The sequence below is a fragment of the Pseudomonas sp. B21-048 genome (genome assembly GCF_024748615.1).
Taxonomy (GTDB): domain Bacteria; phylum Pseudomonadota; class Gammaproteobacteria; order Pseudomonadales; family Pseudomonadaceae; genus Aquipseudomonas.
This window is the reverse complement of record NZ_CP087168.1, coordinates 4,792,768-4,814,058: the sequence shown is the minus strand read 5'-3', so window position 1 is coordinate 4,814,058 and position 21,291 is coordinate 4,792,768. Positions and strand designations below refer to the sequence as shown.

Annotated in this window: 21 protein-coding genes, 4 tRNA genes and 1 pseudogene; 11 read left to right on the top strand and 15 right to left on the bottom strand. The window is 58.9% G+C overall.

The annotated features are described in order from the left end of the window. The first annotated feature begins 1 nt into the window (after position 1). Positions 2–1,102 carry a glycine oxidase ThiO gene (gene thiO, locus LOY56_RS22535; protein WP_258617174.1) on the top strand — a complete coding sequence of 367 codons (1,101 nt, stop codon included), beginning with the start codon at positions 2–4 and terminating at the stop codon, positions 1,100–1,102. A gap of 67 nt (positions 1,103–1,169) precedes the next feature. On the opposite strand, the gene LOY56_RS22530 is transcribed toward thiO, so the two are convergent. The 4 genes from LOY56_RS22530 to LOY56_RS22515 form a co-directional block, all read right to left on the bottom strand. Then, entirely contained in the window at positions 1,170–2,510 is a 1,341-nt protein-coding gene (locus LOY56_RS22530; RefSeq protein WP_258617173.1) for a sigma-54 dependent transcriptional regulator, read from the bottom strand. Between the two features lie 2 nt (positions 2,511–2,512). Further along, entirely contained in the window at positions 2,513–4,099 is a 1,587-nt protein-coding gene (locus LOY56_RS22525; RefSeq protein ID WP_258617172.1) for a PAS domain-containing sensor histidine kinase, read from the bottom strand. Continuing rightward, complete coding sequence (locus LOY56_RS22520; RefSeq protein ID WP_258617171.1) at positions 4,089–4,322, bottom strand: PP0621 family protein; 234 nt, start codon at positions 4,320–4,322, stop codon at positions 4,089–4,091. The genes LOY56_RS22525 and LOY56_RS22520 overlap by 11 nt, the downstream gene beginning before the upstream one ends. 137 nt (positions 4,323–4,459) lie before the next feature. Continuing rightward, complete coding sequence (locus LOY56_RS22515) at positions 4,460–5,482, bottom strand: outer membrane protein assembly factor BamD (RefSeq protein WP_258617170.1); 1,023 nt, start codon at positions 5,480–5,482, stop codon at positions 4,460–4,462. Between the two features lie 151 nt (positions 5,483–5,633). Between LOY56_RS22515 and rluD the strand changes: the two genes are divergently transcribed. The 7 genes from rluD to LOY56_RS22480 all read left to right on the top strand — a co-directional run bounded on the left by rluD (position 5,634) and on the right by LOY56_RS22480 (position 10,726). Next, positions 5,634–6,596, top strand: a complete 963-nt coding sequence (gene rluD / locus LOY56_RS22510) for a 23S rRNA pseudouridine(1911/1915/1917) synthase RluD (protein ID WP_223485945.1) — start codon at positions 5,634–5,636, stop codon at positions 6,594–6,596. Next, positions 6,593–7,318, top strand: coding sequence for a peptidoglycan editing factor PgeF (pgeF, locus tag LOY56_RS22505; RefSeq protein ID WP_258617169.1), 726 nt, complete (start codon positions 6,593–6,595; stop codon positions 7,316–7,318). Before rluD ends, pgeF begins: the two co-directional genes overlap by 4 nt. A 129-nt stretch (positions 7,319–7,447) precedes the next feature. After that, positions 7,448–10,012 (top strand): ATP-dependent chaperone ClpB, encoded by a 2,565-nt coding sequence (clpB, locus tag LOY56_RS22500; protein WP_258617168.1) that lies wholly within the window; start codon positions 7,448–7,450, stop codon positions 10,010–10,012. 299 nt (positions 10,013–10,311) lie between these two features. Beyond that, a tRNA-Asn gene (locus LOY56_RS22495) sits at positions 10,312–10,387 on the top strand. A gap of 9 nt (positions 10,388–10,396) precedes the next feature. Next, a tRNA-Pro gene (locus LOY56_RS22490) sits at positions 10,397–10,473 on the top strand. A gap of 5 nt (positions 10,474–10,478) precedes the next feature. Beyond that, a tRNA-Lys gene (locus LOY56_RS22485) sits at positions 10,479–10,554 on the top strand. A gap of 95 nt (positions 10,555–10,649) precedes the next feature. Next, positions 10,650–10,726, top strand: a tRNA-Pro gene (locus tag LOY56_RS22480). A 288-nt stretch (positions 10,727–11,014) separates the two neighbouring features. On the opposite strand, the gene LOY56_RS22475 is transcribed toward LOY56_RS22480, so the two are convergent. The 4 genes and pseudogenes from LOY56_RS22475 to LOY56_RS22460 form a co-directional block, all read right to left on the bottom strand. After that, on the bottom strand, positions 11,015–12,313 hold the full coding sequence (locus LOY56_RS22475) for an NAD(P)/FAD-dependent oxidoreductase (RefSeq protein WP_258617167.1): 1,299 nt from the start codon (positions 12,311–12,313) through the stop codon (positions 11,015–11,017). Between the two features lie 60 nt (positions 12,314–12,373). Then, positions 12,374–12,547, bottom strand: coding sequence for a DUF3094 domain-containing protein (locus tag LOY56_RS22470; protein ID WP_033864904.1), 174 nt, complete (start codon positions 12,545–12,547; stop codon positions 12,374–12,376). A 52-nt stretch (positions 12,548–12,599) separates the two neighbouring features. Next, a pseudogene (locus LOY56_RS22465) lies at positions 12,600–12,713 on the bottom strand (MOSC domain-containing protein); the annotation flags it as partial. Between the two features lie 9 nt (positions 12,714–12,722). After that, positions 12,723–13,349, bottom strand: a complete 627-nt coding sequence (locus tag LOY56_RS22460; RefSeq protein ID WP_258617166.1) for a DUF1780 domain-containing protein — start codon at positions 13,347–13,349, stop codon at positions 12,723–12,725. A gap of 129 nt (positions 13,350–13,478) precedes the next feature. On the opposite strand from LOY56_RS22460, the gene LOY56_RS22455 reads away from it, so the two are divergent. After that, a complete protein-coding gene (locus LOY56_RS22455; RefSeq protein ID WP_258617165.1) occupies positions 13,479–13,946 on the top strand; it encodes an FAD/FMN-containing dehydrogenase in 468 nt (155 codons plus the stop codon). Between the two features lie 20 nt (positions 13,947–13,966). Here the strand turns inward: LOY56_RS22455 and LOY56_RS22450 are convergent, their stop codons facing one another. From LOY56_RS22450 to ppk2, 4 genes are all read right to left on the bottom strand, one after another. After that, positions 13,967–14,404: a potassium channel family protein gene (locus tag LOY56_RS22450; protein ID WP_258617164.1), complete on the bottom strand. Its 438-nt coding sequence runs from the start codon at positions 14,402–14,404 to the stop codon at positions 13,967–13,969. A gap of 22 nt (positions 14,405–14,426) precedes the next feature. After that, complete coding sequence (locus tag LOY56_RS22445) at positions 14,427–15,527, bottom strand: AI-2E family transporter (protein ID WP_258617163.1); 1,101 nt, start codon at positions 15,525–15,527, stop codon at positions 14,427–14,429. A gap of 99 nt (positions 15,528–15,626) precedes the next feature. Continuing rightward, entirely contained in the window at positions 15,627–17,408 is a 1,782-nt protein-coding gene (locus LOY56_RS22440) for a SulP family inorganic anion transporter (RefSeq protein ID WP_258622842.1), read from the bottom strand. A 49-nt stretch (positions 17,409–17,457) separates the two neighbouring features. Beyond that, positions 17,458–18,282 carry a polyphosphate kinase 2 gene (gene ppk2, locus LOY56_RS22435; RefSeq protein ID WP_258622841.1) on the bottom strand — a complete coding sequence of 275 codons (825 nt, stop codon included), beginning with the start codon at positions 18,280–18,282 and terminating at the stop codon, positions 17,458–17,460. Between the two features lie 340 nt (positions 18,283–18,622). On the opposite strand from ppk2, the gene LOY56_RS22430 reads away from it, so the two are divergent. Together LOY56_RS22430 and LOY56_RS22425 are read left to right on the top strand one after the other, a co-directional pair. Then, positions 18,623–19,312 carry an energy-coupling factor ABC transporter permease gene (locus tag LOY56_RS22430; protein ID WP_258617162.1) on the top strand — a complete coding sequence of 230 codons (690 nt, stop codon included), beginning with the start codon at positions 18,623–18,625 and terminating at the stop codon, positions 19,310–19,312. Between the two features lie 63 nt (positions 19,313–19,375). After that, positions 19,376–19,591 carry a hypothetical protein gene (locus LOY56_RS22425; RefSeq protein ID WP_258617161.1) on the top strand — a complete coding sequence of 72 codons (216 nt, stop codon included), beginning with the start codon at positions 19,376–19,378 and terminating at the stop codon, positions 19,589–19,591. 9 nt (positions 19,592–19,600) lie between these two features. Here LOY56_RS22425 and yacG read toward each other — a convergent pair whose 3' ends face one another. From yacG to LOY56_RS22410, 3 genes are read right to left on the bottom strand one after another with little or no spacing between them, the layout of a single operon-like run. Beyond that, entirely contained in the window at positions 19,601–19,801 is a 201-nt protein-coding gene (yacG, locus tag LOY56_RS22420) for a DNA gyrase inhibitor YacG (RefSeq protein ID WP_258617160.1), read from the bottom strand. Next, positions 19,798–20,421 (bottom strand): dephospho-CoA kinase, encoded by a 624-nt coding sequence (gene coaE / locus LOY56_RS22415; protein ID WP_258617159.1) that lies wholly within the window; start codon positions 20,419–20,421, stop codon positions 19,798–19,800. The genes yacG and coaE overlap by 4 nt, the downstream gene beginning before the upstream one ends. Then, on the bottom strand, positions 20,418–21,290 hold the full coding sequence (locus tag LOY56_RS22410) for an A24 family peptidase (protein WP_258617158.1): 873 nt from the start codon (positions 21,288–21,290) through the stop codon (positions 20,418–20,420). The genes coaE and LOY56_RS22410 overlap by 4 nt, the downstream gene beginning before the upstream one ends. Between the last annotated feature and the right edge of the window lies 1 nt (position 21,291).

The following is a 21,291-nucleotide window of genomic DNA, read 5'->3' as shown; positions in this document are numbered from 1 at the left end:
CATGAGCAAGCAACAGCAAGTGGTGATTGTCGGCGGCGGGGTGATTGGCCTGCTGACGGCGTTCAATCTCGCGTCCGAAGTGCAGAGGGTTGTGCTGCTGGATCGCTCGAATGTCGGTCAGGAAGCCTCCTGGGCCGGTGGCGGGATCGTCTCGCCGCTCTACCCGTGGCGCTACAGTCCGGCCGTCACCGCGTTGGCTCATTGGTCCCAGGACTTTTATCCACAACTGGCCGAGCGCCTGTATGCGGCCACCGGGATCGATCCTGAAGTCCACACCACCGGGTTGTACTGGCTGGACCTGCCTGACGAGGCCGAAGCGCTCGCTTGGGCCAAACGGGAAAACCGTCCGCTACGGGCTGTGGATATCTCTGCGGCACATGATGCGGTGCCAGTGTTGGGCGGCGGTTTTTCGCGGGCGATCTACATGGCCGATGTGGCCAATGTGCGTAATCCACGGTTGGTGAAGTCCCTTAAGGCAGCGTTGCTGGCGCTGCCAAACGTCACGATTCATGAGCAGTGCGAAGTCAGCGGGTTTATCCGCGAAGGCGCTGCGGTGGTCGGGGTACAGACCTCAATGGGGGCGATCACGGGTGATCAGGTGGTTTTGACAGCGGGGGCCTGGAGCGGGGCGTTGCTGAAAGGCCTGGACTTGGAACTGCCGGTCGAGCCGGTCAAAGGCCAGATGATTCTCTACAAGTGCGCGGCGGATTTCCTTTCGAGTATGGTCCTGGCCAAAAGACGTTATGCCATTCCTCGGCGCGATGGACACATTCTGATCGGCAGTACGCTGGAACACGAAGGCTTCGATAAAACGCCGACCGATACTGCGCTGAAGAGCCTGAAGGCCTCGGCGGTGGAGTTGATTCCGGCGCTGGCGGACGCCGAGGTGGTGGGGCATTGGGCCGGGTTGCGGCCGGGGTCGCCGGAAGGGATTCCCTATATTGGCCAGGTGCCGGGTTTTGACGGGCTCTGGCTCAATTGCGGGCATTACCGCAATGGGCTGGTGCTGGCGCCGGCATCGTGTCAGTTGTTTGCGGATGTGATGCTGGGGCGGTCGCCGATTATCGACCCGGCGCCGTATGCGCCAGTCGGACGGATCTGATCGTGCGATCTTTGTTGTCGGTTTAGATCGCCTTCGCGGGCAAGTCGGATCGCCCGTGAAAGGGTCCTCAATCCAAACCCAATTTCTTAAGTCGATAACGCATCGACCGAAACGACAGATTCAGCCGCTGAGCCGCAGCCGTGCGGTTCCAGCGGGTTTCTTCCAGGGCCTGTAGGATGAGTTTGCGTTCGACGTTTTCCAGATAGGCTTCCAGATTGTCGATCTGCGTCAGGTCCGGCACACCGCCGTCCGGGTTGCAGTTACCTTCGGCCAGTCGAAGGTCGCTGGCTTCGATTTGTTTGTTCTCGCACAAGGTGTACGCCCGCTCAAGCATGTTTTCCAATTCCCGCACGTTCCCTGGAAAGCGATAGCTTTTCATGGCTTCGAGGGCTTGCGGGTGGAGTTTTGCGACGGGTTGGCCGGTACTGGCGGCCAATCGATTGAGCATGTTGTTGGCCAGAAGCTCAATGTCGTCGCGGCGTTCGCGCAAGGGCGGCACCCGCAGTTCGATCACGTTGAGTCGGTAGTACAAGTCCTGGCGAAAGCGTTCGGCAGCGACTTCGGCATCAAGGTCTTTGTGGGTGGCACAGAGAATGCGCACATCGACTACGGTTTCCTGCTGCCCACCGATGCTGCGAACGGCTTTCTCCTGAATCGCCCGCAGCAGTTTGACCTGCATCGCCAGCGGCAAGTCTGCCACTTCGTCGAGGAACAACGTGCCACCATGGGCGGCCTGGAACAGACCGGGTTTGTCTTCGATCGCACCGCTGAAACTGCCTTTACGATGGCCGAAAAACTCGCTTTCCATCAATTCCGACGGGATCGCTCCACAGTTCACCGGAATGAACGCTTGGGTGGCGCGTGGTCCTTGGTCGTGGATCAATCTGGCGACCAACTCCTTGCCACTGCCGGACTCGCCGCTGATGTACACCGGAGCCTGGCTGCGGGCCAGTTTGTCGATTTGTTTGCGCAGGTTGCGCATCGGCAGTGAGGCGCCCAGTAGCCGTCGATCGATAGCGACATGGGTGCCGCCTGGTGCAGGCAAACTCAATGCGCTGATGACCAGTTCGCGCAGGCGGGTGAGGTCTACCGGTTTAGTCAGAAAATCGAAGGCGCCGGCCTTGAGGGCGTTGATTGCCGTCTCCAGGCTGCCGTAGGCGGTAATCATCGCTACCGGCACTTGCGCATAGCACTGCTGGATGTGCTGAACCAGGGCAAGACCGGTGCCGTCGGGCAGGCGCATGTCGGTCAGGCACAGGTCGAACGTCTCCCGTGCCAGCAGTGCTTGCGCTTCTGCGAGGTTGCGGGCGCTGAAGGTGTCGAGTTTCATCCGTCCCAGGGTGATTTCCAGGAGTTCGCGGATATCCGGCTCGTCGTCGACAATCAGGATTTTTTGCCGTGGGCTCATGTTCAACTTTGTTTCCGTCCGTGAGCAAAGGTGATGCGAAAGCAGCCGCCTTGGCGTGGTTTGAAGTCTAGGCGGGCTTGATTGCTTTCGCACAGCTCACGGGACAGATAAAGCCCCAGGCCAGTACCCTGGCTGCTGGTGGTGAAAAACGGTTCGAACAAGTGCGAGCGCTGGTCCGGTGCTACGCCGGGGCCATCGTCCAGGACTTCAAGGGTGGGCAACTGGCTGTCCGGGTCGATGTACAACTCAAGCCAGGCCTGCGCCTGATTGTGCATCAGTGCGCTATGGCGCCAGGCATTTCGTAAGAGATTGTCAAGAATCTGGGTCAGCTGATTTGGATCCATCAGGGTTTTGAAGTCCCCCAGACTGATGCGCAGGTGAATGTGCTGACATTTGCTCGCGCTTTCGCGGGTTTCGACGACGAAGTGCTCCAGCCATGGTTTCAAATCGAGCCGTTGCGGCACGCTTTGCTGGCGACGGGAAAGTTGCAGGACGTTTTCGATTACCCGATTCATGCGCTGAGAGTGGTCTTGAATAATCTGCGTCAGACGCCGATCCGTGGTGTTCAGTTCCTCGGATTCCTGCAGTAACTGTGCGGCATGACTAATGGCGCCCAGTGGATTGCGGATCTCATGGGCAATACCGGCGGTCAGGCGACCGAGGGCGGCGAGTTTCAGTTGCTGGGCCTGTTGGGCGATTTGGGCGAGGTCTTCGAGAAAGACCAGTGTCTGGTGGTGCGGACTTTGGTCCAGGGCAATGAAGCTCGGTTGCAGCTCCAGGCCATTGCTGGCGATTTTCAGGCTTTGTGGGCGTAAAGTCGGATTGTTGAGCCACAGTTGGAGCCGCTCGACCAACGGTATCGAATGATCGTCGATCAACTGCCCATCCAGTTTTTCCCGCCCCAGCAAGGTCAGGGCGCTGTGATTGGCCAGTTGTACCCGTCGCTGCTCGTCGAGCACCAGAATGCCGGTGCGCATGCGTTGCAGGATCAGTGCGTTGAGGGCTTCGAGGCCGAGTACTTCGCTGGCCCGCTGTTCGGCCAGGGTTTCGCTGACTTCCAGTCGTCGGATCAAGCCTTGCACCAGCAATGCCGCGGCAAAACACAAAGCGCCGAGGGTGCCGACTTGCAGGTAATCGCTGGCGCTGGCAGGGTGGTTGAAGCTCAGCAGGAAGCTCAAACCCACGATGCCGAGGGCGCCGACTGCTGCGATCAGCAGGCCGATTCGTCCGCGCAGCAAGGTATTGCCGATGGCCACCGACACGATCAACAAGTTGCCGATGGCGCTGGCCACGCCGCCGGCGGCATAGAACAGGCCGCACAGCAGCAAGATATCGACCAGCACCAGGCTGAACAACTGCGCCGGGCGCCGGGTGTTCGCCAGAAAGACTACCAGCAAGATATTCAGCACCAGGTACAACCAACTGCCATTGCGCAGCAGATCGTCATTGGCGAATGTCAGCAACTGGTTGTCCATGTTGCTGGAGATCAACAGCACCAAGGTAATGCCGATGCTTAAACGGTAGAGGTGATAGAGACGCAGCAGTCGCTGGGTCTGTTTGTTACCGGGACTGGACGTCTCAGTGATCACTGGAGCCCGGGCCTTGCTCGAGGTGAGCCTGGCTGCAATACCACTGTTTTTCCAGTTTCAGCGCCCGGTCGCGAGGCAGGTGTACGCCGCAATGAGCACAGCGGACCATGGGTGGAGCATCTTGCTCGCGCGGCGTGTTGGCGACCGATGCCGAGCCCTTGAACTTGCGCCAGAACCATACCGCAGCGGCAATCAGGACGATCCAGAACAATAAACGAAGCATGGTGGGCTGCTTTTTGAGTGGTGAACGGGCAGTTTAGCCAAGGACGGGTCAGGCGCACAGCGCAATACGCCCACCACTAAAATCCGGCAATAAAAAAGGCGCCTCGAAAGGCGCCTTTTCGGCACATTACCTCAGCGTCAGTCGAACACGCCGAAGGTCATGTAGCTGAACCACGAGCGGTCGGTGTTGTTGGCTTCGGACTCGTGCTGCTCTTCTTCGATCACATCGCCGTTTTCATCTTTAGGCTTGAGCTCGTTCGGAATCGCGTCCTTGGCATCCTGGAACTGCCTCTGCACGTCCTGGTTGGCGCGGGTTTGGCCCGGCGGCAGCGGCGGACGGGATTCGATCAGGCCCAGGGTGGCCTTGCTCAGCCACGAACGGTTGTCGGCTTCATCCCTCGATGGCACAAATTGACCGTCCACCAGGCTTGGGTGGTTCGGGTAGTTGAGCTTCAGGGTTTCGAGGCTGGTTGCGGCCAGTTCGTCCAGGTGCAGACGCTGATAGGCTTCGGTCATCACCGCCAGGCCGTCACCGACCGAAGGCGTTTCCTGGAAGTTTTCCACCACGTAACGACCCCGGTTCGCGGCGGCGACATAGGCCTGACGGGTCAGGTAATAGTCGGCAACGTGAATTTCGTAGGAAGCCAACAGGTTGCGCAGATAGATCATGCGCTGCTTGGCATCCGGCGAGTAGCGGCTGTTCGGAAAGCGGCTGGTCAGCTGGGCGAACTCATTGTAAGAGTCGCGAGCGGCGCCCGGGTCACGCTTGGTCATGTCCAGCGGCAGGAAGCGCGCCAGCAGGCCAACGTCCTGGTCGAAAGAGGTCAGCCCCTTGAGGTAGTAGGCGTAATCGACGTTCGGGTGCTGTGGGTGCAGACGAATGAAACGCTCGGCGGCGGACTTCGCAGCCTCAGGCTCGGTGTTCTTGTAGTTGGCGTAGATGAGCTCGAGTTGAGCCTGGTCGGCGTAGCGACCGAACGGATAACGCGACTCCAGGGCCTTCAGCTTGGCTGTGGCGCTGGTGTAGCTATTATTGTCCAGGTCGTGCTGAGCCTGCTGGTACAGCTCGACTTCGCTCAGGTTTTCGTCTACGACTTCCTTCGATGAGCAAGCAGCGGTCAATGCGAGGATGGCGATCAGCAGCAGGTGTTTCACTTGCATGGCGGCTTGCGTCCCTATGACGGCCGCTGTCTTGGGCGGGGCCGTCCTGTTATGATGAGCGCCCCGTTGAAAAGCCTCGGGGCAAAAGACGCCGTATTTAACCACAAGCGCGCAGCCGAAACCAAAAGCTGTGCCGACGCCTAGTCTGAGCATGTCCGATAAAATTGAACTTCGCGCAGAGGTGCCGTCCGAATTGGGCGGCCAACGCCTCGATCAAGTCGCCGCACAATTATTCGCTGAGCACTCGCGCTCGCGCCTTTCCGCCTGGATCAAAGACGGCCGCCTGACTGTGGATGGGGCGGTGATCCGCCCGCGAGACATCGTCCATGGTGGCGCCATCCTCGAGCTCACTGCCGAGCAGGAAGCTCAAGGCGAGTGGATCGCTCAAGACATTGCCCTGGACATCGTTTATGAAGACGACGACATCCTGGTGATCAACAAGCCTGCGGGCCTGGTGGTGCATCCTGCCGCCGGTCACGCCGATGGCACCTTGCTCAACGCCTTGCTGCACCACGTGCCGGACATTATCAATGTGCCCCGCGCCGGTATCGTGCATCGCCTGGACAAGGACACCACCGGTCTGATGGTGGTGGCCAAGACCATTCAGGCGCAGACACAGCTTGTCACGCAATTGCAGAGCCGTAGCGTCAGCCGGATCTACGAATGCATCGTGATCGGTGTGGTAACGGCCGGCGGCAAGATCAATGCGCCGATCGGTCGACATGGCCAGCAACGCCAGCGCATGGCTGTGATGGAAGGTGGCAAGCAAGCCGTCAGCCATTACCGCGTACTCGAGCGTTTCCGCTCCCACACTCACGTGCGGGTGAAACTGGAAACCGGTCGTACGCACCAGATTCGCGTGCACATGGCGCACATCAACTACCCGTTGGTCGGAGACCCTGCCTATGGCGGTCGCTTCCGTATTCCGCCGGCCGCCAGCGTGACCATGGTCGAATCCCTGAAGAATTTCCCGCGTCAGGCGCTGCATGCGCGGTTTCTGGAACTGGATCATCCGACCACCGGTAAACGCATGAGCTGGGAATCGCCATTGCCGGATGACTTTGTCTGGTTGCTGTCGCTGCTCAAGCAAGACCGCGAGGCGTTCATCGGATGAGTGACTGGCTGATTCCCGACTGGCCTGCGCCTGCCGGGGTGAAAGCCTGCGTCACCACCCGTGCGGGCGGCGTCAGTCTGGCGCCGTTCGACAGCCTCAACCTGGGCGATCACGTCGACGACAGTCCTGAAGCTGTCGCCGAAAACCGCCGTCGCCTCACCGATCATTTCTCTATTCAGCCAGCCTGGTTAAAGCAGGTACACGGCATTGTCGTGGCCCATGCTGACCCAGGCATTACGGCCACCGCTGACGCCAGCTGGACGGCAACACCCGGTATCGCCTGCGCGGCGATGACCGCTGATTGCCTGCCAGCACTGTTTTGCGACCGTGCCGGCACCCGCGTTGCGGCGGCCCATGCCGGTTGGCGTGGATTGGCGGCAGGTGTGCTCGAAGCGACCCTCGACAGCCTGGCTGTGCCGCCTGAAAACGTGCTGGTCTGGCTCGGCCCGGCCATTGGCCCGCAAGCCTTTGAAGTCGGCCCGGAAGTGCGCGAAACCTTCGTCCAGCAATTGCCTGAAGCCGCCAAAGCCTTTGTGCCGAGCCAGAATGCCGGCAAGTTCATGGCCGACATCTATGCGCTGGCGCGTTTGCGGCTGGCCGCTCGCGGTGTAACGGCTGTCTACGGCGGCGGGTTTTGCACTGTGACCGATCCACGTTTCTTTTCTTACCGCCGCAGTCCACGCACCGGCCGGTTTGCCTCTTTAGTCTGGATCGAACGCTAGACTTCTCTGATCTACATCAACTGTACGACGCTTGAATCTTCCAGAATTGACCACATCTAGTGAGGTATCTGGCAGGCTTCTTCATTCAGGATGTTTATAGGTCCGGCCTGCTCAAAAGGAAGGTGACCCATGCGTATAGACCGTTTAACCAGCAAGTTGCAGTTAGCCTTGTCCGACGCCCAATCCCTGGCCGTCGGCCTCGATCATCCGGCCATTGAACCGGCGCATTTGATGCAGGCCATGCTTGAGCAACAGGGGGGGTCGATCAAACCCCTGCTGATGCAGGTGGGTTTCGACGTCAACAGCCTGCGTAAAGAACTGACCAAAGCACTCGATCAGCTACCGAAAATCCAGAATCCCACCGGCGACGTGAACATGTCGCAGGATCTGGCGCGCCTGCTCAATCAGGCCGATCGTCTGGCCCAGCAGAAGGGCGACCAGTTCATCTCCAGCGAACTGGTGCTGCTCGCCGCGATGGACGAGAACAGCAAGCTCGGCAAATTGTTGCTGGGCCAGGGCGTGAGCAAGAAAGCCCTGGAAAACGCGATCAATAACCTGCGCGGTGGTGAGGCAGTCAATGATGCCAACCACGAAGAGTCACGTCAGGCGCTCGACAAGTACACCATCGACCTGACCAAGCGCGCTGAAGAGGGCAAACTCGATCCGGTGATCGGTCGGGACGACGAAATTCGCCGCACCATTCAGGTCCTGCAACGCCGTACCAAGAATAACCCGGTACTGATCGGCGAGCCTGGCGTGGGCAAAACCGCCATCGCCGAAGGCCTGGCCCAGCGCATCATCAACGGTGAAGTGCCGGACGGCCTGAAAGGCAAGCGTCTGTTGTCCCTGGACATGGGCTCGCTGATTGCCGGGGCCAAATACCGCGGCGAGTTCGAAGAGCGCCTCAAATCCCTGCTCAACGAACTATCGAAGCAGGAAGGGCAGATCATTCTGTTCATCGACGAATTGCACACCATGGTCGGCGCCGGTAAAGGCGAAGGCTCGATGGATGCGGGCAACATGCTCAAGCCGGCGTTGGCTCGCGGTGAACTGCATTGTGTGGGCGCGACCACGCTCAACGAGTACCGCCAATATATAGAGAAGGACGCGGCCCTTGAGCGGCGCTTCCAGAAAGTATTGGTGGATGAGCCGAGCGAAGAAGACACCATCGCCATCCTGCGTGGCCTGAAAGAGCGTTACGAGGTTCACCACAAGGTGGCGATCACCGACGGCGCGATCATCGCCGCGGCCAAGCTCAGTCATCGCTACATCACCGACCGTCAGCTGCCGGACAAAGCCATCGACCTGATCGATGAAGCCGCCAGCCGCATCCGCATGGAAATCGACTCCAAGCCGGAAGTGCTGGACCGCCTGGAACGTCGCTTGATTCAGCTGAAGGTGGAGTCCCAGGCGCTGAAGAAAGAAAGCGACGACGCGGCGAAGAAACGTCTGGAAAAACTGCAGGAAGAAATCGACCGTCACGAGCGTGAATACTCGGACCTCGAAGAGATCTGGAATTCGGAAAAAGCCGAAGTCCAGGGTTCGGCACAGATCCAGCAGAAGATCGAACAGTCCCGTCAGGAACTGGAAGCCGCGCGCCGTAAAGGCGACTTGAACCGCATGGCCGAGCTGCAATACGGAGTGATCCCGGACCTGGAGCGCAGCCTGCAAATGGTCGACCAGCATGGCAAAAGCGAAAACCAGTTGCTGCGCAGCAAGGTGACTGAAGAAGAGATCGCAGAAGTCGTGTCGAAGTGGACCGGTATCCCCGTGGCGAAAATGCTCGAGGGCGAGCGCGAAAAACTGATGAAGATGGAAAGCCTGTTGCACCAGCGTGTGATTGGCCAGGACGAAGCGGTGATCGCCGTCTCCAACGCGGTGCGGCGCTCTCGGGCCGGGTTGTCCGACCCGAATCGCCCGAGCGGCTCGTTCATGTTCCTCGGCCCGACCGGTGTCGGTAAAACCGAGCTGTGCAAGGCGCTGGCCGAGTTTCTGTTCGATACCGAAGAGGCGATGGTGCGAATCGACATGTCCGAGTTCATGGAGAAACATTCCGTGGCTCGACTGATCGGCGCGCCACCGGGCTATGTGGGCTATGAAGAGGGCGGCTACCTGACCGAGGCGGTGCGTCGCAAGCCTTATTCGGTGATTCTCCTGGACGAAGTCGAGAAGGCCCACCCGGACGTGTTCAACATCCTGCTGCAAGTGCTTGAAGATGGACGCCTGACCGACAGCCATGGCCGCACGGTAGATTTCAAAAATACCGTGATCGTCATGACCTCCAACCTGGGCTCGGTGCAGATCCAGGAACTGACAGGGGATCGCGAGGCGCAACGAGCAGCAGTGATGGATGCGATTTCCACGCACTTCCGGCCGGAGTTCATCAACCGAGTCGACGAAGTGGTGATTTTCGAGCCGCTGGCTCGGGATCAGATCGCTGGCATTACCGAGATCCAGTTGGGCCGCCTGCGTAGCCGCCTCACCGAGCGCGAGCTGAAGCTGGAACTCAGCCCTGAAGCGATGGATAAGCTGATCGCCGTCGGTTACGACCCGGTCTATGGCGCACGGCCACTCAAACGGGCGATCCAGCGCTGGATCGAGAACCCGCTGGCACAGCTGATTCTGTCGGGTAGATTCATGCCGGGCGAGACGGCCAAGGGCACCGTGGAAAACGACGAAATCGTTTTCGTCTGACGCTCAGCGGCAGTGCAATGAAGGAGGCCTCGCATCGCGAGGCCTTTTTTTCGCCAGGCTGTTGAACTTAAAGGAAAAGGCTTGTAAAGTGCGCCCCGCAGTAAGTCGCCCTGAAGGGTTTCTGCTCCCCAAGCAGGAATCTGAAATAAGTTGCAAATCATTAACTTGAAAGCAATTTAGGGGGTTGACAGAGGTGTTTAAGATTGTAGAATAGCGCGCCTCAGACACACGAACGCAGCGATGCGAACGAGTCGAAGAGAGTGCAGTAAGTTTCAAATGTTGTAATTGAAATATGTAGTTCCGTGATAGCTCAGTCGGTAGAGCAAATGACTGTTAATCATTGGGTCCCAGGTTCGAGTCCTGGTCACGGAGCCAATTTCAAACCGGGGTATAGCGCAGTCCGGTAGCGCGCCTGCTTTGGGAGCAGGATGTCAGGAGTTCGAATCCCCTTACCCCGACCATTTTTGGGTCGTTAGCTCAGTTGGTAGAGCAGTTGGCTTTTAACCAATTGGTCGTAGGTTCGAATCCCACACGACCCACCATTTTTGAAACCAGTTAACGCTGGAATCGAATCTTAAGATCAGACGCCAAAAGCGCTGATCGAAGAAGGCGCCTTTCAAAGGTGCCTTTTTTTTACCGGGGTATAGCGCAGTCCGGTAGCGCGCCTGCTTTGGGAGCAGGATGTCAGGAGTTCGAATCCCCTTACCCCGACCATATTGAAAATCCTCGTATTGAAAGATACGGGGATTTTTTTTGCCTGCAGTAAATGCAAAAAAGCCCTACTTCTCGATGGAGAGGCAGGGCTTGGGCCTTCAGAGCTTAACTATTGTCTTTCAGGTGCTCGAACAAGCCCTTGGTTGCACGACACAACCGCTCGATAAAGGACGCCACGCAAGTGCGGCGATGACCGAAGCAGGCAGTGCCTTGCTCGGGTGTGGCCATTTAGCGGGCGTGGTGTATCGCTCTGTGTCGCGCGAAGAGGCCCTAAGCAACGCCGAAATCTTAATGCAGCTTCAGCCGCGGCTCAGTTCCGCGCCCAATCTTGCTACCCAGCATCAACATCGCCGTGCGGAACGCGCCATACAACGCCATCTGGTGCATGCGGTACAGCGACACGTAAAACATCCGCGCCAGCCAGCCCTCAAGCATCACGCTGCCGGTGAGGTTGCCCATCAAGTTACCCACAGCCGAAAAGCGCGACAGCGAGATCAGCGAACCGTAGTCGGTGTACTTGTACTCCGGCAGGGATTTGCCTTCGATCCGCAGTTTCAGCGATTTGGCCAGCAACGAAGCTTGCTGGTGCGCAGCCTGCGCGCGCGGCGGTACATTGCGATCGGTGCCCGGTTGTGGGCAGGCCGCGCAGTCACCGAAGGCGAAGATGTTTTCGTCGCGGGTGGTTTGCAGGGTCGGTAACACTTGCAGCTGATGGATGCGGTTGGTTTCCAGGCCATCGATGTCTTTGAGGAAGGCCGGAGCACGAATTCCGGCGGCCCAGACTTTCAGGCTGGCGTTGATCATTTTGCCATCGGCGGTAATCAGGCTGTCTGCCGTCACTTCGCTGACTGCAGCGTTAGTCATCACGTTGACCCCGAGTTTCTCCAGGGTTTTATGCACAGGCCCGCCGATTCGTTCCGGCAGAGCTGGCAGCACCCGTGGCCCGGCTTCGATCAGGGTGATGTGCATGTTTTCCGGTTTGATCCGGTCCAGGCCGTAGGCCGCGAGTTCATGGGCGGCGTTGTGCAGTTCCGCTGCCAGTTCGACCCCGGTGGCACCGGCGCCGACGATCGCTACGCTGATCTGCTGCACTGCGTCAGTTTGCCCGGCGTGGGCGCGCAGGTAGTGATTGAGCAGTTGCTGATGGAAGCGCTCGGCCTGTTTGCGGGTGTCGAGGAACAGACAGTGTTGCGCCGCGCCTTGAGTGCCGAAGTCGTTGGTGGTGCTGCCGACGGCAATCACCAGCGAGTCGTAAGGCACTTCGCGCGCCGGCACCAGCTCCAGGCCGGCATCGTCGTAGGTGGCGGCCAACTGGATTTTTTTCTGCGTACGATCGAGCCCACTCATGCGCCCCAGCTGGAACTCGAAGTGGTTCCATTTTGCCTGGGCGACATAGTTGAGTTCGTCTTCGGAGGAGTTCAGAGAACCTGCCGCCACTTCGTGCAACAGCGGTTTCCAGATGTGGGTCAGGTTCGCGTCGACCAGCATCACACTGGCCGTGCCGCGCTTGCCCAGAGTCTTACCCAGACGGGTAGCCAACTCCAGACCGCCGGCGCCGCCGCCGACGATGACAATACGATGAGTCATGGGGATATCTCGCAAGGCTAAAGGAAATCGGTGGCAATACCTTCGCGAGTGCAAGGCAACTCATAGCGTCAGGTAACTGATAAGGCGGCTCAACAGGCCTAAACCAATGGTCACTGCCAACACCATCACCAGGAGCATCCACGGCCGGAAAGGCCGGCGCTCGACTTGGTGCTGGGACAGGCGCAGGTACTCTTCGACATGCTTCTGGTCGTCCGGGTTCAGGCGGCTGGTCATATTGGGCCTCGTCGGGTAGACGTTACTGAATGTGAAGAAGCTACAGAGGCTTTTACCCTGGGTTGAATGACACATAACCACTGTCCGGGATCGGCTCGACGTTCACTGTATCGTCCAGGCGAACGATGCCACTTTGTAACACTCGAGCAGTGATTGCGCCATGTCCGCAACGGACTCACAGGCTGATCCCGACATCGAAAACGATGCTGCGCCCCAGATTGCCGCGCAGGAAGTCCGGGGCTTCGGGGTGGGCGAAGAGCACTCGGGCGAAAGTCGGGCCGACCAGCGACAGCGAGCGCCAACCCTGACGCAAGTATTCGGTGGGCGGCGGAAAGTGGCTGTTGAGGTCCAGCACTTCGCGCTTGAGGCTGGCGAAGGCAATGATGTCCAGCTCCCCCAGGTCCATGCCGCGCTCTTTGTAGTTGTGGGCTTTTTTGCGCAAAGTCGGCGCCAGCCTCAGTAGAAATTCATTGGCCGGGATCCGCCGGGGCTTGGCCTCGCGGCGCACCAGTTGGCTCAGGGAAAACGCGCTGCGTCGACGTTGCAGCTCGTCGCGCCATTCGTCGTTGAGGCGTCGGCCTTCGTCGAGCACGAAAAACACCTCGAAATTCGCGTCGCGGAACAACACGTCCGGCGGCTCCCCGGCGGGGGCAAATTCGTCGGCGCGATAGGGAATGTTCAGGCCTTGCAGCAGGCGCTGGCAAACCCAACGCTCGCGCTCCCATTTGCGGGCATTGGACAGGAACGTGTTGGCTTGCTCGGCCGCAATGGTCAGCAGGCGTAAATAATCTGAGTCATCCATAGGCCCAAGCTTAGCGTTCATTTGCGACAAGCAGAAAGCGTGAAACGGTAAACGGAGGCGCTGGGCACTCGGAACGGACGGTGTAGACTGGCGGGCATTACGCATATGCGCTCAAACAAGGAGTAGAACGTGAAATATTGGCCGGTGTTATTGCTCAGTCTTTTGCCTCTTTGGGCCCAGGCACTGGAGGTTGGCGAGCGCCTGGCGCCGTGGACCTTACTTGATCAGTTCGATCAGGCCTTCACGCTCGATAACCAGACTCAGACGCTACTGGTGGCGCGCAGCATGGACGCCGCCAAACTAATCGGCGCCGCTCTGCAGGACCAGCCCAAGGGCTACCTGGAGGCTAGGCACACGGTATTTGTCGCAGACATCCAGCGCATGCCTCGACTGATCGCGAAGATGTTCGCAGTACCGGCTATGCGCGATTATTCCTATCGAGTGATGCTTGACCGTGATGGTCGCGTGGCGCCGCGCTACCCCGGGTCCGTGGATAAAGTGCTGTGGCTGCAGCTCAAGGACGGCCAATTGGTGGGGCAGCACGAATACGCCACGGCGGCACAATTGCGTGAGGCGCTGGAGAAGGCCCTGCCATGATCGGTGCATGCCTACGGGCGTTAACGCTGCTGTAGCCTTTCCATGTTGTGTTTTATGACATCCATCACCGCAGCGGTCATCACTGAGGTGGAGACACCAAACATCAGGATTCCGTTGGCTGCCTCCAATGGGCCAAGCAGACGCCAGCGAGAGGACATGACGATGTCTCCGTAGCCCAGCGTGGCGAAGTTGACCGCCGAGTGATACAGCGCGATGGCGAATTCGTCGAACTCATCAAGCAGCGTGAACAGCGCGGCCCAGATGGCAATCTGCACGAAATTACTCAGCAACATCAGCAGCATGACCATTGATAACAACAGGATATTCAGCCATTGCGTTTCAGGCGGTTTGGAATGCCTGAAATGCACGTATTGACGCAGGCATATGGTCACGAAAACGGCTTGCATCAGCAGGCAGAACAACATTACGGGGAGGCCGGCCAGCAGGTTTAACAGCATGGGGATATCCTCGGCCGCCGTGTCAGGTCTGCCCCTGGTTGTCTGGCCCGGGTTCTTGCGCTTGATCCACCCATTCCCAGAACAGCTGATAACCGACCGCGAGTATCACAGGGCCGATAAACAAGCCGAGGATACCGCCCGTGACCATGCCGCCCAAGGCACCGATCAGCACCACAGGCATCGGTACATCGACACCACGGCCTAGCAACAGTGGTTTGAGGACGTTATCGACCAATCCTGCGATGAAGACATAGATGGCAAACACAATGGTCGCCGTGCTGGCACCTTCGCTCATGAAAACAAAGGCGATGACCGGAAGGGTAATCAGGCTCGCCGGTAATTGCATGATGCCAAGAAGCAGCACCGCCAAAGCGAGAAGACCGGCGCCGGGGACGCCCATGAGCACAAAGCCGATGCCCACCAACAGCATCTGGATGAAGGCGATACCGACCACCCCCAACGCCACTGCCCGGATGGTGGCGGTGCACAGATCAGCGATTTTCGGCCCATTGATCGGACCGCTGAAGCGCGAAACGATTCGCACCGCGCTGCGGTGACCGCTTTCGCCATACGCTAAAAAAATACCGGCAATAATCAGGGCGACGATGAATAAAAGGAGCCCCATGCTGACACCCGCAAGCTTGCTCAGCAGGGAGAGGCTGACACCTTTGATCTGCGGTATGAACTTCTGTGCCAGATCGGGCAGGTCAGTGGTGGCTTGCGCCCACAAGTTATAAAGAGGTTTTCCCACGAGTGGCCAGCTGGCTACCGTATCGGACGGTGGCGGAATATGGAAGCTGTCGGTTTTGACCATGGTCATGACCTTCTCCACGGATTCCGCAAGCGAGGCTCCCAACAAATAAACAGGCACCATAAGAATACTGATGGCGATCAATACGATCAGCGTCGCGGTGAGCCCGTCTTTGTTCCCCAGCTTGCCTTTGAACCTGACTTGCAAGGGGTAGAGGGTGATTGCCAGGATCACCGACCAGAGCATCAGGTCGAGGAACGGGCTGAATATCTGAAAGCAGAACATCACCAGAACGGCAATCACTCCGGCACGAATCAGCACATCGAGCAGATCCCGGGAAAAAATCTTTTCGAGCATGGGCGTGGGAACCATTGATTACCTCCAGTAGAGAGTTACAAAGGCTGCGATCGGTAAGTCCAGCATAGACGCGCTGGCAATCTGCGTGCTGGTCGCGGGTATCTTCGATGCTACTCAGTGATCCTGGTCCTCCCAATCCACCGGATGAATCATCAGATAGCTGTCGACTGCAGTGCCTATTGTTGGAAAGAACGCCGTTTCGCCAAGTCGCGCGAAAAGCCCGAATCGCTTCAGCTTGTCCTTGACCGGATCCTTCATCTCGGCCACGCACAACTTGATACCCGCCGCGTGCAAGGTTTCGTCCAGCTCCGCCAACATGTCGGCGGAGGTCACGTCCACGCTGGTGACAGGTTCCGCCGCAACGACCAACCAGCGCACTGGCGTAGGCGATGCCGCCACGGCGTCGAGCACTCGGTCGTGGAACAACTCGGCGTTGGCGAAAAACAACGGCGCATCCCAGCGAAACAGTACTAGACCGGGTACAAGGCGCGCGTCGGGATAGCGCTTGATGTCGTGATAACCCTTGACGCCTTCCGCGCGTCCCAGAACGGCAGAGTAAGGGCGCCAGCCATCCCACAGAAATTCGATGACGGCGATCACGATGGCCAGGCCGATGCCTTCAATCGCCCCCAGCACGGCCACGCCGACGGTGCAGACGATTGACAGCCAGAACTCCCAACGCTGGATTCGATAAATTCGTCGCAGGTCGCTGACCTCGATCAGGCCGATGGCGGAGGCGATCACCACCGCAGCCAGTGCGCTGGTAGGTAAATCCTTCAACAGGTCCGGTGCCACCACCAGCAGTAAGGCAACCGCAAGCGCGCCGATGACTCCGGTCAACTGGGTTTTGGCGCCTGCGGCCTCGGCCACGGGCGTACGTGACGAACTGCTGCTGATTGCAAAACCCTGAAAAAATCCGGCGGCCAGGTTGGCGACGCCGAGGCCCACCATTTCCTGGTTCGGGTCGACATAGGTACGGGTCCGCGCCGCATAGACACGCGAGAGCACGCTGGTATCGGCAAACGAAACCAGGGCAACGGCACAACCGCCGATCAGGACGGGGACGATATCGTCACGAGTGATCCAGGGGATGGCGAACGCAGGCAAGCCTTGTGGAAGAGAGCCGAGGACCGATATTCCGGACCGCGCTGCAAGGTCCAGCATGCCCACAACGACGGTCGCCCCTGCCACGGCAATCAGAATGCCCGGCACGCGCTTGTTGCCCTTGAGCAGCATAATCACGGCCAAGGTGCCTGCGCCGACCATGAACGCGGTCCAGTTGGTTTTCCCCTCCATTACAGCTGTAGCGATCGCCCACAGGTTTCTTAGCGGGCCGTCGGATTCAATCGAAAAACCGAAAAATTTGGGCAGTTGGCTGATCAATACCGTCAGCGCGATCCCGTTCATGTACCCGTAGCGGATCGGTTTGGAAAGCAGCTCCGTGACAAAACCCAGGCGCGCTATGCCGGCCAGGATGCACACAACCCCCGATACGATCGCCATCATGCTCGCAAGGGCGATGGCACGATGCGGATCACCGCCGGACAGTGGCAGCACGACGGCGAGAATGACGGCCGCCAGCGAGGAATCCGGCCCCAGCACCAGAATCCGGCTGGGTCCGAACAGCGCATAAGCGAGCAGCGGAACGATGGTCGCGTAAAGGCCATAGATGCCGGGTACGCCCGACGCCACTGCGTAGGCGATGCCGACAGGCACCAGCATCGTGGTCAGTACCAAACCGGCCACAAGGTCGTGCCTCAACCAGGCAATTTTGTATCCGCGTAGCGTGCGCAGTCCCGGTAGCCAGCGATCCCAACCGGCCTTGTCGCCGCCGGTATCCCGATGGGCAATCCGGCCCGGTTCCGGGACGGGAGGCGAAGCATCCGAATGGCTCATAGGACTGTGGCCCTCTGGTATACAGCGCAGATCCGCTTGAACGTGCCGGTCAGAATTTTTCTGGAATTCGCCGCAGCGGATGATTCGGTTCACGATAGCCGCCTGGTTTCTGCCGTTTGGGCAAAATCACCTTCTCGCGCGGTACATTCTTGTACGGAATGCGGCTGAGCAAATCAGAGATGATGTTGAGGCGGGCCCGCTTTTTGTCGTTCGAGTTGGCCACAAGCCAGGGAGCATGATCGGTGTCGGTCGCCTTGAACATGTCGTCGCGTGCGCGCGAGTAGTCATACCAGCGGCTGTATGACTTGAGATCCATTGGCGTCAGTTTCCAGATTTTGCGGCCATCCTTGATCCGCGCCTCGAGCCGGCGGGTCTGCTCCTCTTCGCTGACTTCCAGCCAGTACTTGAACAGCATTACGCCCGAGTCGACCATCATGCGTTCCATGAGGGGAGCCAAGGCCAGGAAACGGGTCGTCTGTTCATCGGTACAAAATCCCATCACCCGTTCGACCCCTGCGCGGTTGTACCAACTGCGATCGAAGATCACCACTTCGCCGGCCGCTGGCATGTGCGACATGTAGCGCTGCATGTACATCTGGCTCTTCTCGCGATCGGTCGGTGCAGGTAGCGCGACCACCCGAAAGACACGCGGGCTCACCCTCTCAGTGAGCGCCTTGATCGTGCCGCCCTTGCCGGCACCGTCGCGCCCCTCGAAGACGATACAAATCTTGATGCCTTTCTGTTTCACCCATTCCTGCAACTTGACCATTTCGATGTGCAGCCGGCGTAACTGCTCAAGATAGTCTTTGTTCGTCAGTTTCAAGGGTTCAGCGGCGTTACTTTTAACAGCGGGTTTCTTCTTATCCTTTGCCATGACCAAAGCCTCACAGATGCCAGTCGCATTGCTTCGAGCAAAACTGGCGTCAGTCGTGGACGGCCCTCTGCTCTTGACGTTCAACTTCATACCAACCGCGTGAGTCTAGTTCATTGTTCAACCTCCATTTCCTTGCCGTCACCGAACAGTGAAGAATTCGGATAAACCTCTACCTTGACCTCGGATTCTCTACTCGCCGGGGTAAACGCGCGACACGGCCAGTCAGAAACGCCGGTATAGACTGAGAGCAATCACGACGGGAGAGACGCGTGAAATATAGAACAGTGTTGCTGCTCAGTCTTTTGCTTCGGGGAGCCCCGGCGCCTAGGAATGCACGCCCATGATTGGCGCTGAACTGCTGTCACCGCAAAGCCTCACAGTCGGCTGGCTGATTTACCTGCCGGCGGTGATCTGGGCTGTCTGTCGAGCGCCCTGGGTTGAATTGTTCAGCGATAGCCGCCGTCAGCATCTGTTGTTCGGCACGGTGTTCGCGCTGTTCATGCTTTGGCTGGTGCGACGGGACTTTGATACTGGCGTGTCCTATCACTTCATCGGCATGACGGCGGTGACGTTACTGCTGGATTGGCCGTTGGCGATTGTCGGCGGGTTGGTCGCGCAAACGGGATTGGTGCTGCTCGGGCGGCAGGACATGGCGGCCATGGGGGTCAACGGCGCGCTGCTGATTCTGCTGCCGGTGCTGATTACCGAGTGCTGCGCCATCCTGGTCGAGCGCGCGCAGCCGCGTAATCCCTTTGTGTACATCTTCTGTTCCGGCTTTTTTGCCGCTGCGTTGTCGGCCCTGTTGTGTTTGATTCTGGCGCTCACGCTGCTGTGGTACGACGAACGTTTCGCCATGCCCTATTGGCTGGAAGATTTTGTCGGTTACCTGTGGCTGCTGATTTTCCCGGAAGCGTTTATCAACGGCATGGTGGTCAGCGCATTGGTGGTGTTCTGCCCCGAATGGTTGGAGACGTTCAATCGCACGCGCTACCTTTCGGCCCCCTGGAAAGATGACGACCCCAAATCTTGATCCACATCAAATCCAAAAAACGTTGCCGAATCCATGCTCTGGAAAACCTTCAGGAGCAACGGCATGAGTGTGTACGAGTGGGCCAGACAGGAATTGCGTCAGAGTGTGGATATGGCGCAAGAGGTGGGCTTCGATCCGGGATTGAGCCTGCGCGCCTTGCTCAGTGCGGTAGTGCAGCAGAGCAAGGCGGTACGCAATATCGAAGACCTGGCCGATGAGTTGCGGTTTCTCGCCGAGAACCTCGACGAAGGCCAGGACTACGGCTTTATGCGGCCCTGAGGGTCGGGATCAGTGACGCGGGTCGAAGTCTTCGCTGAACAGTTCGTCTTCGGCATCCGGGCTCACCGGGATCTTGTGTTCTTCCGACGCCCAGGCGCCCAGGTCGATCAGTTTGCAACGGTCCGAACAGAACGGCCGGAACGTATTTTCGGGGCTCCATTCGACAGGGGCGCCACAGGTTGGGCAATCGACGGTTGGGGTTTGGCTCATGACTGGCCTCCACGCAAAGTAAGGTAAAAGTGATGCAGGCGTTCGACCTCGCTGTGCAGCCAGGCGAGGTCGCGGTCGTTGACCACCACATCGTCGGCATGGCTCACGCGGTCCTGTCGGCTGGACTGGGCCTTGAGGATCGCCTGGACCTGCTGTTCGCTGGTCTGGTCACGCTGCAGGGTGCGTTCGATCTGTAACTGTTCCGGGGCATCGATCACCAGGACCCGTTGGGTCATGGCGTACTGCCCGGACTCGATCAGCAGCGGCGAAACCAGAATCGCGTAAGACGATTGTGCCTTGGCCAGATGGTGGGTGATTTCTTCGGCGATCAGCGGATGCAGCAGCGCTTCGAGCCAGCGGCGTTCATCCGGCACTTCGAAGATCAGCTTGCGCAGCGCCGCGCGATCCAGTTGGCCGTCGACTTGCAGCACGCCGGGGCCAAAGTGCTCGGTAATCTTCGCCAGTGCCGGGCGACCGGGTTCGACCACCCAGCGAGCTGCATGATCAGCGTCCACCACGTGCACGCCCAGATCGATGAAGTGCTGGGCTGCCGCGCTTTTGCCGCTGCCGATGCCGCCGGTCAGGCCGAGAATCCAGGGTTTTTCCACAGGGGTATTCATTTCAAACCGACAAACTGCCAATAGAAGCCGGTTATTTGACCACCCCAGAGCAAGGCAATCCAGCCGGCAATCGCCAGATAAGGGCCAAAGGGCAGCGGCGTCGAGGTTTTCGCGTCCCGCAGGCGCAGTAAAATCACCCCGATGATGGCGCCCAGCAGCGATGACAGCAGGATGGTCATGGGCAGTATCTGCCAGCCGCCCCAGGCGCCGAGCATCGCCAAGAGCTTGAAGTCACCGTAGCCAATGCCGTCCTTGCCGGTGATCAGCTTGAACAGCCAGAACACCGTCCACAAAGCCATGTAGCCGGCCACCGCACCCCAGAGCGCATCATGCAGTGAGACGAAGAGCCCGAAGCTGTTGACGATCAACCCCAACCATATCAACGGCAGCACCAGCACGTCCGGCAACAGCTGATGCTCGGCATCGATCAGGCTCATCGCCAAAAGGCCCCAGCTCAGGACCAGCACCATGCAGGCCTGCCAACCGAAGCCGAAATGCCAGGCGACGAACGCCGACAGCACGCCACAGGCCAGTTCGGTCAGCGGGTAACGTTTGCTGATCGGCGCCGCACAGTTGGAGCATCGCCCGCGTAAAAACAGGTAACTGAGCACGGGAATGTTTTCCCACGCTCGAATCCGATGGCCGCAGTCGGGGCACTCGGAGTGAGGAAGTATCAGGTTGTAAGCCGGGCCGGGGGCTTCGGGTGGCAAATCCAGTACGTCATGGGCCTGCAGGCGCCATTCACGCTCAAGCATTTTCGGCAAGCGCCAGACCACCACGTTGAGGAAACTGCCGATCAGCAAACCGATCACCAATGCCGTGATCGTGAAGGCCAGCGGGTTGAGACTCAGAAATTCGTTCAAGGACATA

Excerpts from the sequence above, each read along its gene's own strand:
- thiO (WP_258617174.1), top strand. The coding sequence starts at position 2 with ATGAGCAAGCAACAGCAAGTGGTGATTGTCGGCGGCGGGGTGATTGGC.
- LOY56_RS22530 (WP_258617173.1), bottom strand. The coding sequence starts at position 2,510 with ATGAGCCCACGGCAAAAAATCCTGATTGTCGACGACGAGCCGGATATC.
- LOY56_RS22520 (WP_258617171.1), bottom strand. The coding sequence starts at position 4,322 with ATGCTTCGTTTATTGTTCTGGATCGTCCTGATTGCCGCTGCGGTATGG.
- LOY56_RS22515 (WP_258617170.1), bottom strand. The coding sequence starts at position 5,482 with ATGCAAGTGAAACACCTGCTGCTGATCGCCATCCTCGCATTGACCGCT.
- rluD (WP_223485945.1), top strand. The coding sequence starts at position 5,634 with ATGTCCGATAAAATTGAACTTCGCGCAGAGGTGCCGTCCGAATTGGGC.
- pgeF (WP_258617169.1), top strand. The coding sequence starts at position 6,593 with ATGAGTGACTGGCTGATTCCCGACTGGCCTGCGCCTGCCGGGGTGAAA.
- clpB (WP_258617168.1), top strand. The coding sequence starts at position 7,448 with ATGCGTATAGACCGTTTAACCAGCAAGTTGCAGTTAGCCTTGTCCGAC.
- LOY56_RS22475 (WP_258617167.1), bottom strand. The coding sequence starts at position 12,313 with ATGACTCATCGTATTGTCATCGTCGGCGGCGGCGCCGGCGGTCTGGAG.
- LOY56_RS22470 (WP_033864904.1), bottom strand. The coding sequence starts at position 12,547 with ATGACCAGCCGCCTGAACCCGGACGACCAGAAGCATGTCGAAGAGTAC.
- LOY56_RS22460 (WP_258617166.1), bottom strand. The coding sequence starts at position 13,349 with ATGGATGACTCAGATTATTTACGCCTGCTGACCATTGCGGCCGAGCAA.
- LOY56_RS22450 (WP_258617164.1), bottom strand. The coding sequence starts at position 14,404 with ATGCTGTTAAACCTGCTGGCCGGCCTCCCCGTAATGTTGTTCTGCCTG.
- LOY56_RS22445 (WP_258617163.1), bottom strand. The coding sequence starts at position 15,527 with ATGGTTCCCACGCCCATGCTCGAAAAGATTTTTTCCCGGGATCTGCTC.
- LOY56_RS22440 (WP_258622842.1), bottom strand. The coding sequence starts at position 17,408 with ATGAGCCATTCGGATGCTTCGCCTCCCGTCCCGGAACCGGGCCGGATT.
- ppk2 (WP_258622841.1), bottom strand. The coding sequence starts at position 18,282 with ATGGCAAAGGATAAGAAGAAACCCGCTGTTAAAAGTAACGCCGCTGAA.
- LOY56_RS22430 (WP_258617162.1), top strand. The coding sequence starts at position 18,623 with ATGATTGGCGCTGAACTGCTGTCACCGCAAAGCCTCACAGTCGGCTGG.
- LOY56_RS22425 (WP_258617161.1), top strand. The coding sequence starts at position 19,376 with ATGAGTGTGTACGAGTGGGCCAGACAGGAATTGCGTCAGAGTGTGGAT.
- yacG (WP_258617160.1), bottom strand. The coding sequence starts at position 19,801 with ATGAGCCAAACCCCAACCGTCGATTGCCCAACCTGTGGCGCCCCTGTC.
- coaE (WP_258617159.1), bottom strand. The coding sequence starts at position 20,421 with ATGAATACCCCTGTGGAAAAACCCTGGATTCTCGGCCTGACCGGCGGC.
- LOY56_RS22410 (WP_258617158.1), bottom strand. The coding sequence starts at position 21,290 with ATGTCCTTGAACGAATTTCTGAGTCTCAACCCGCTGGCCTTCACGATC.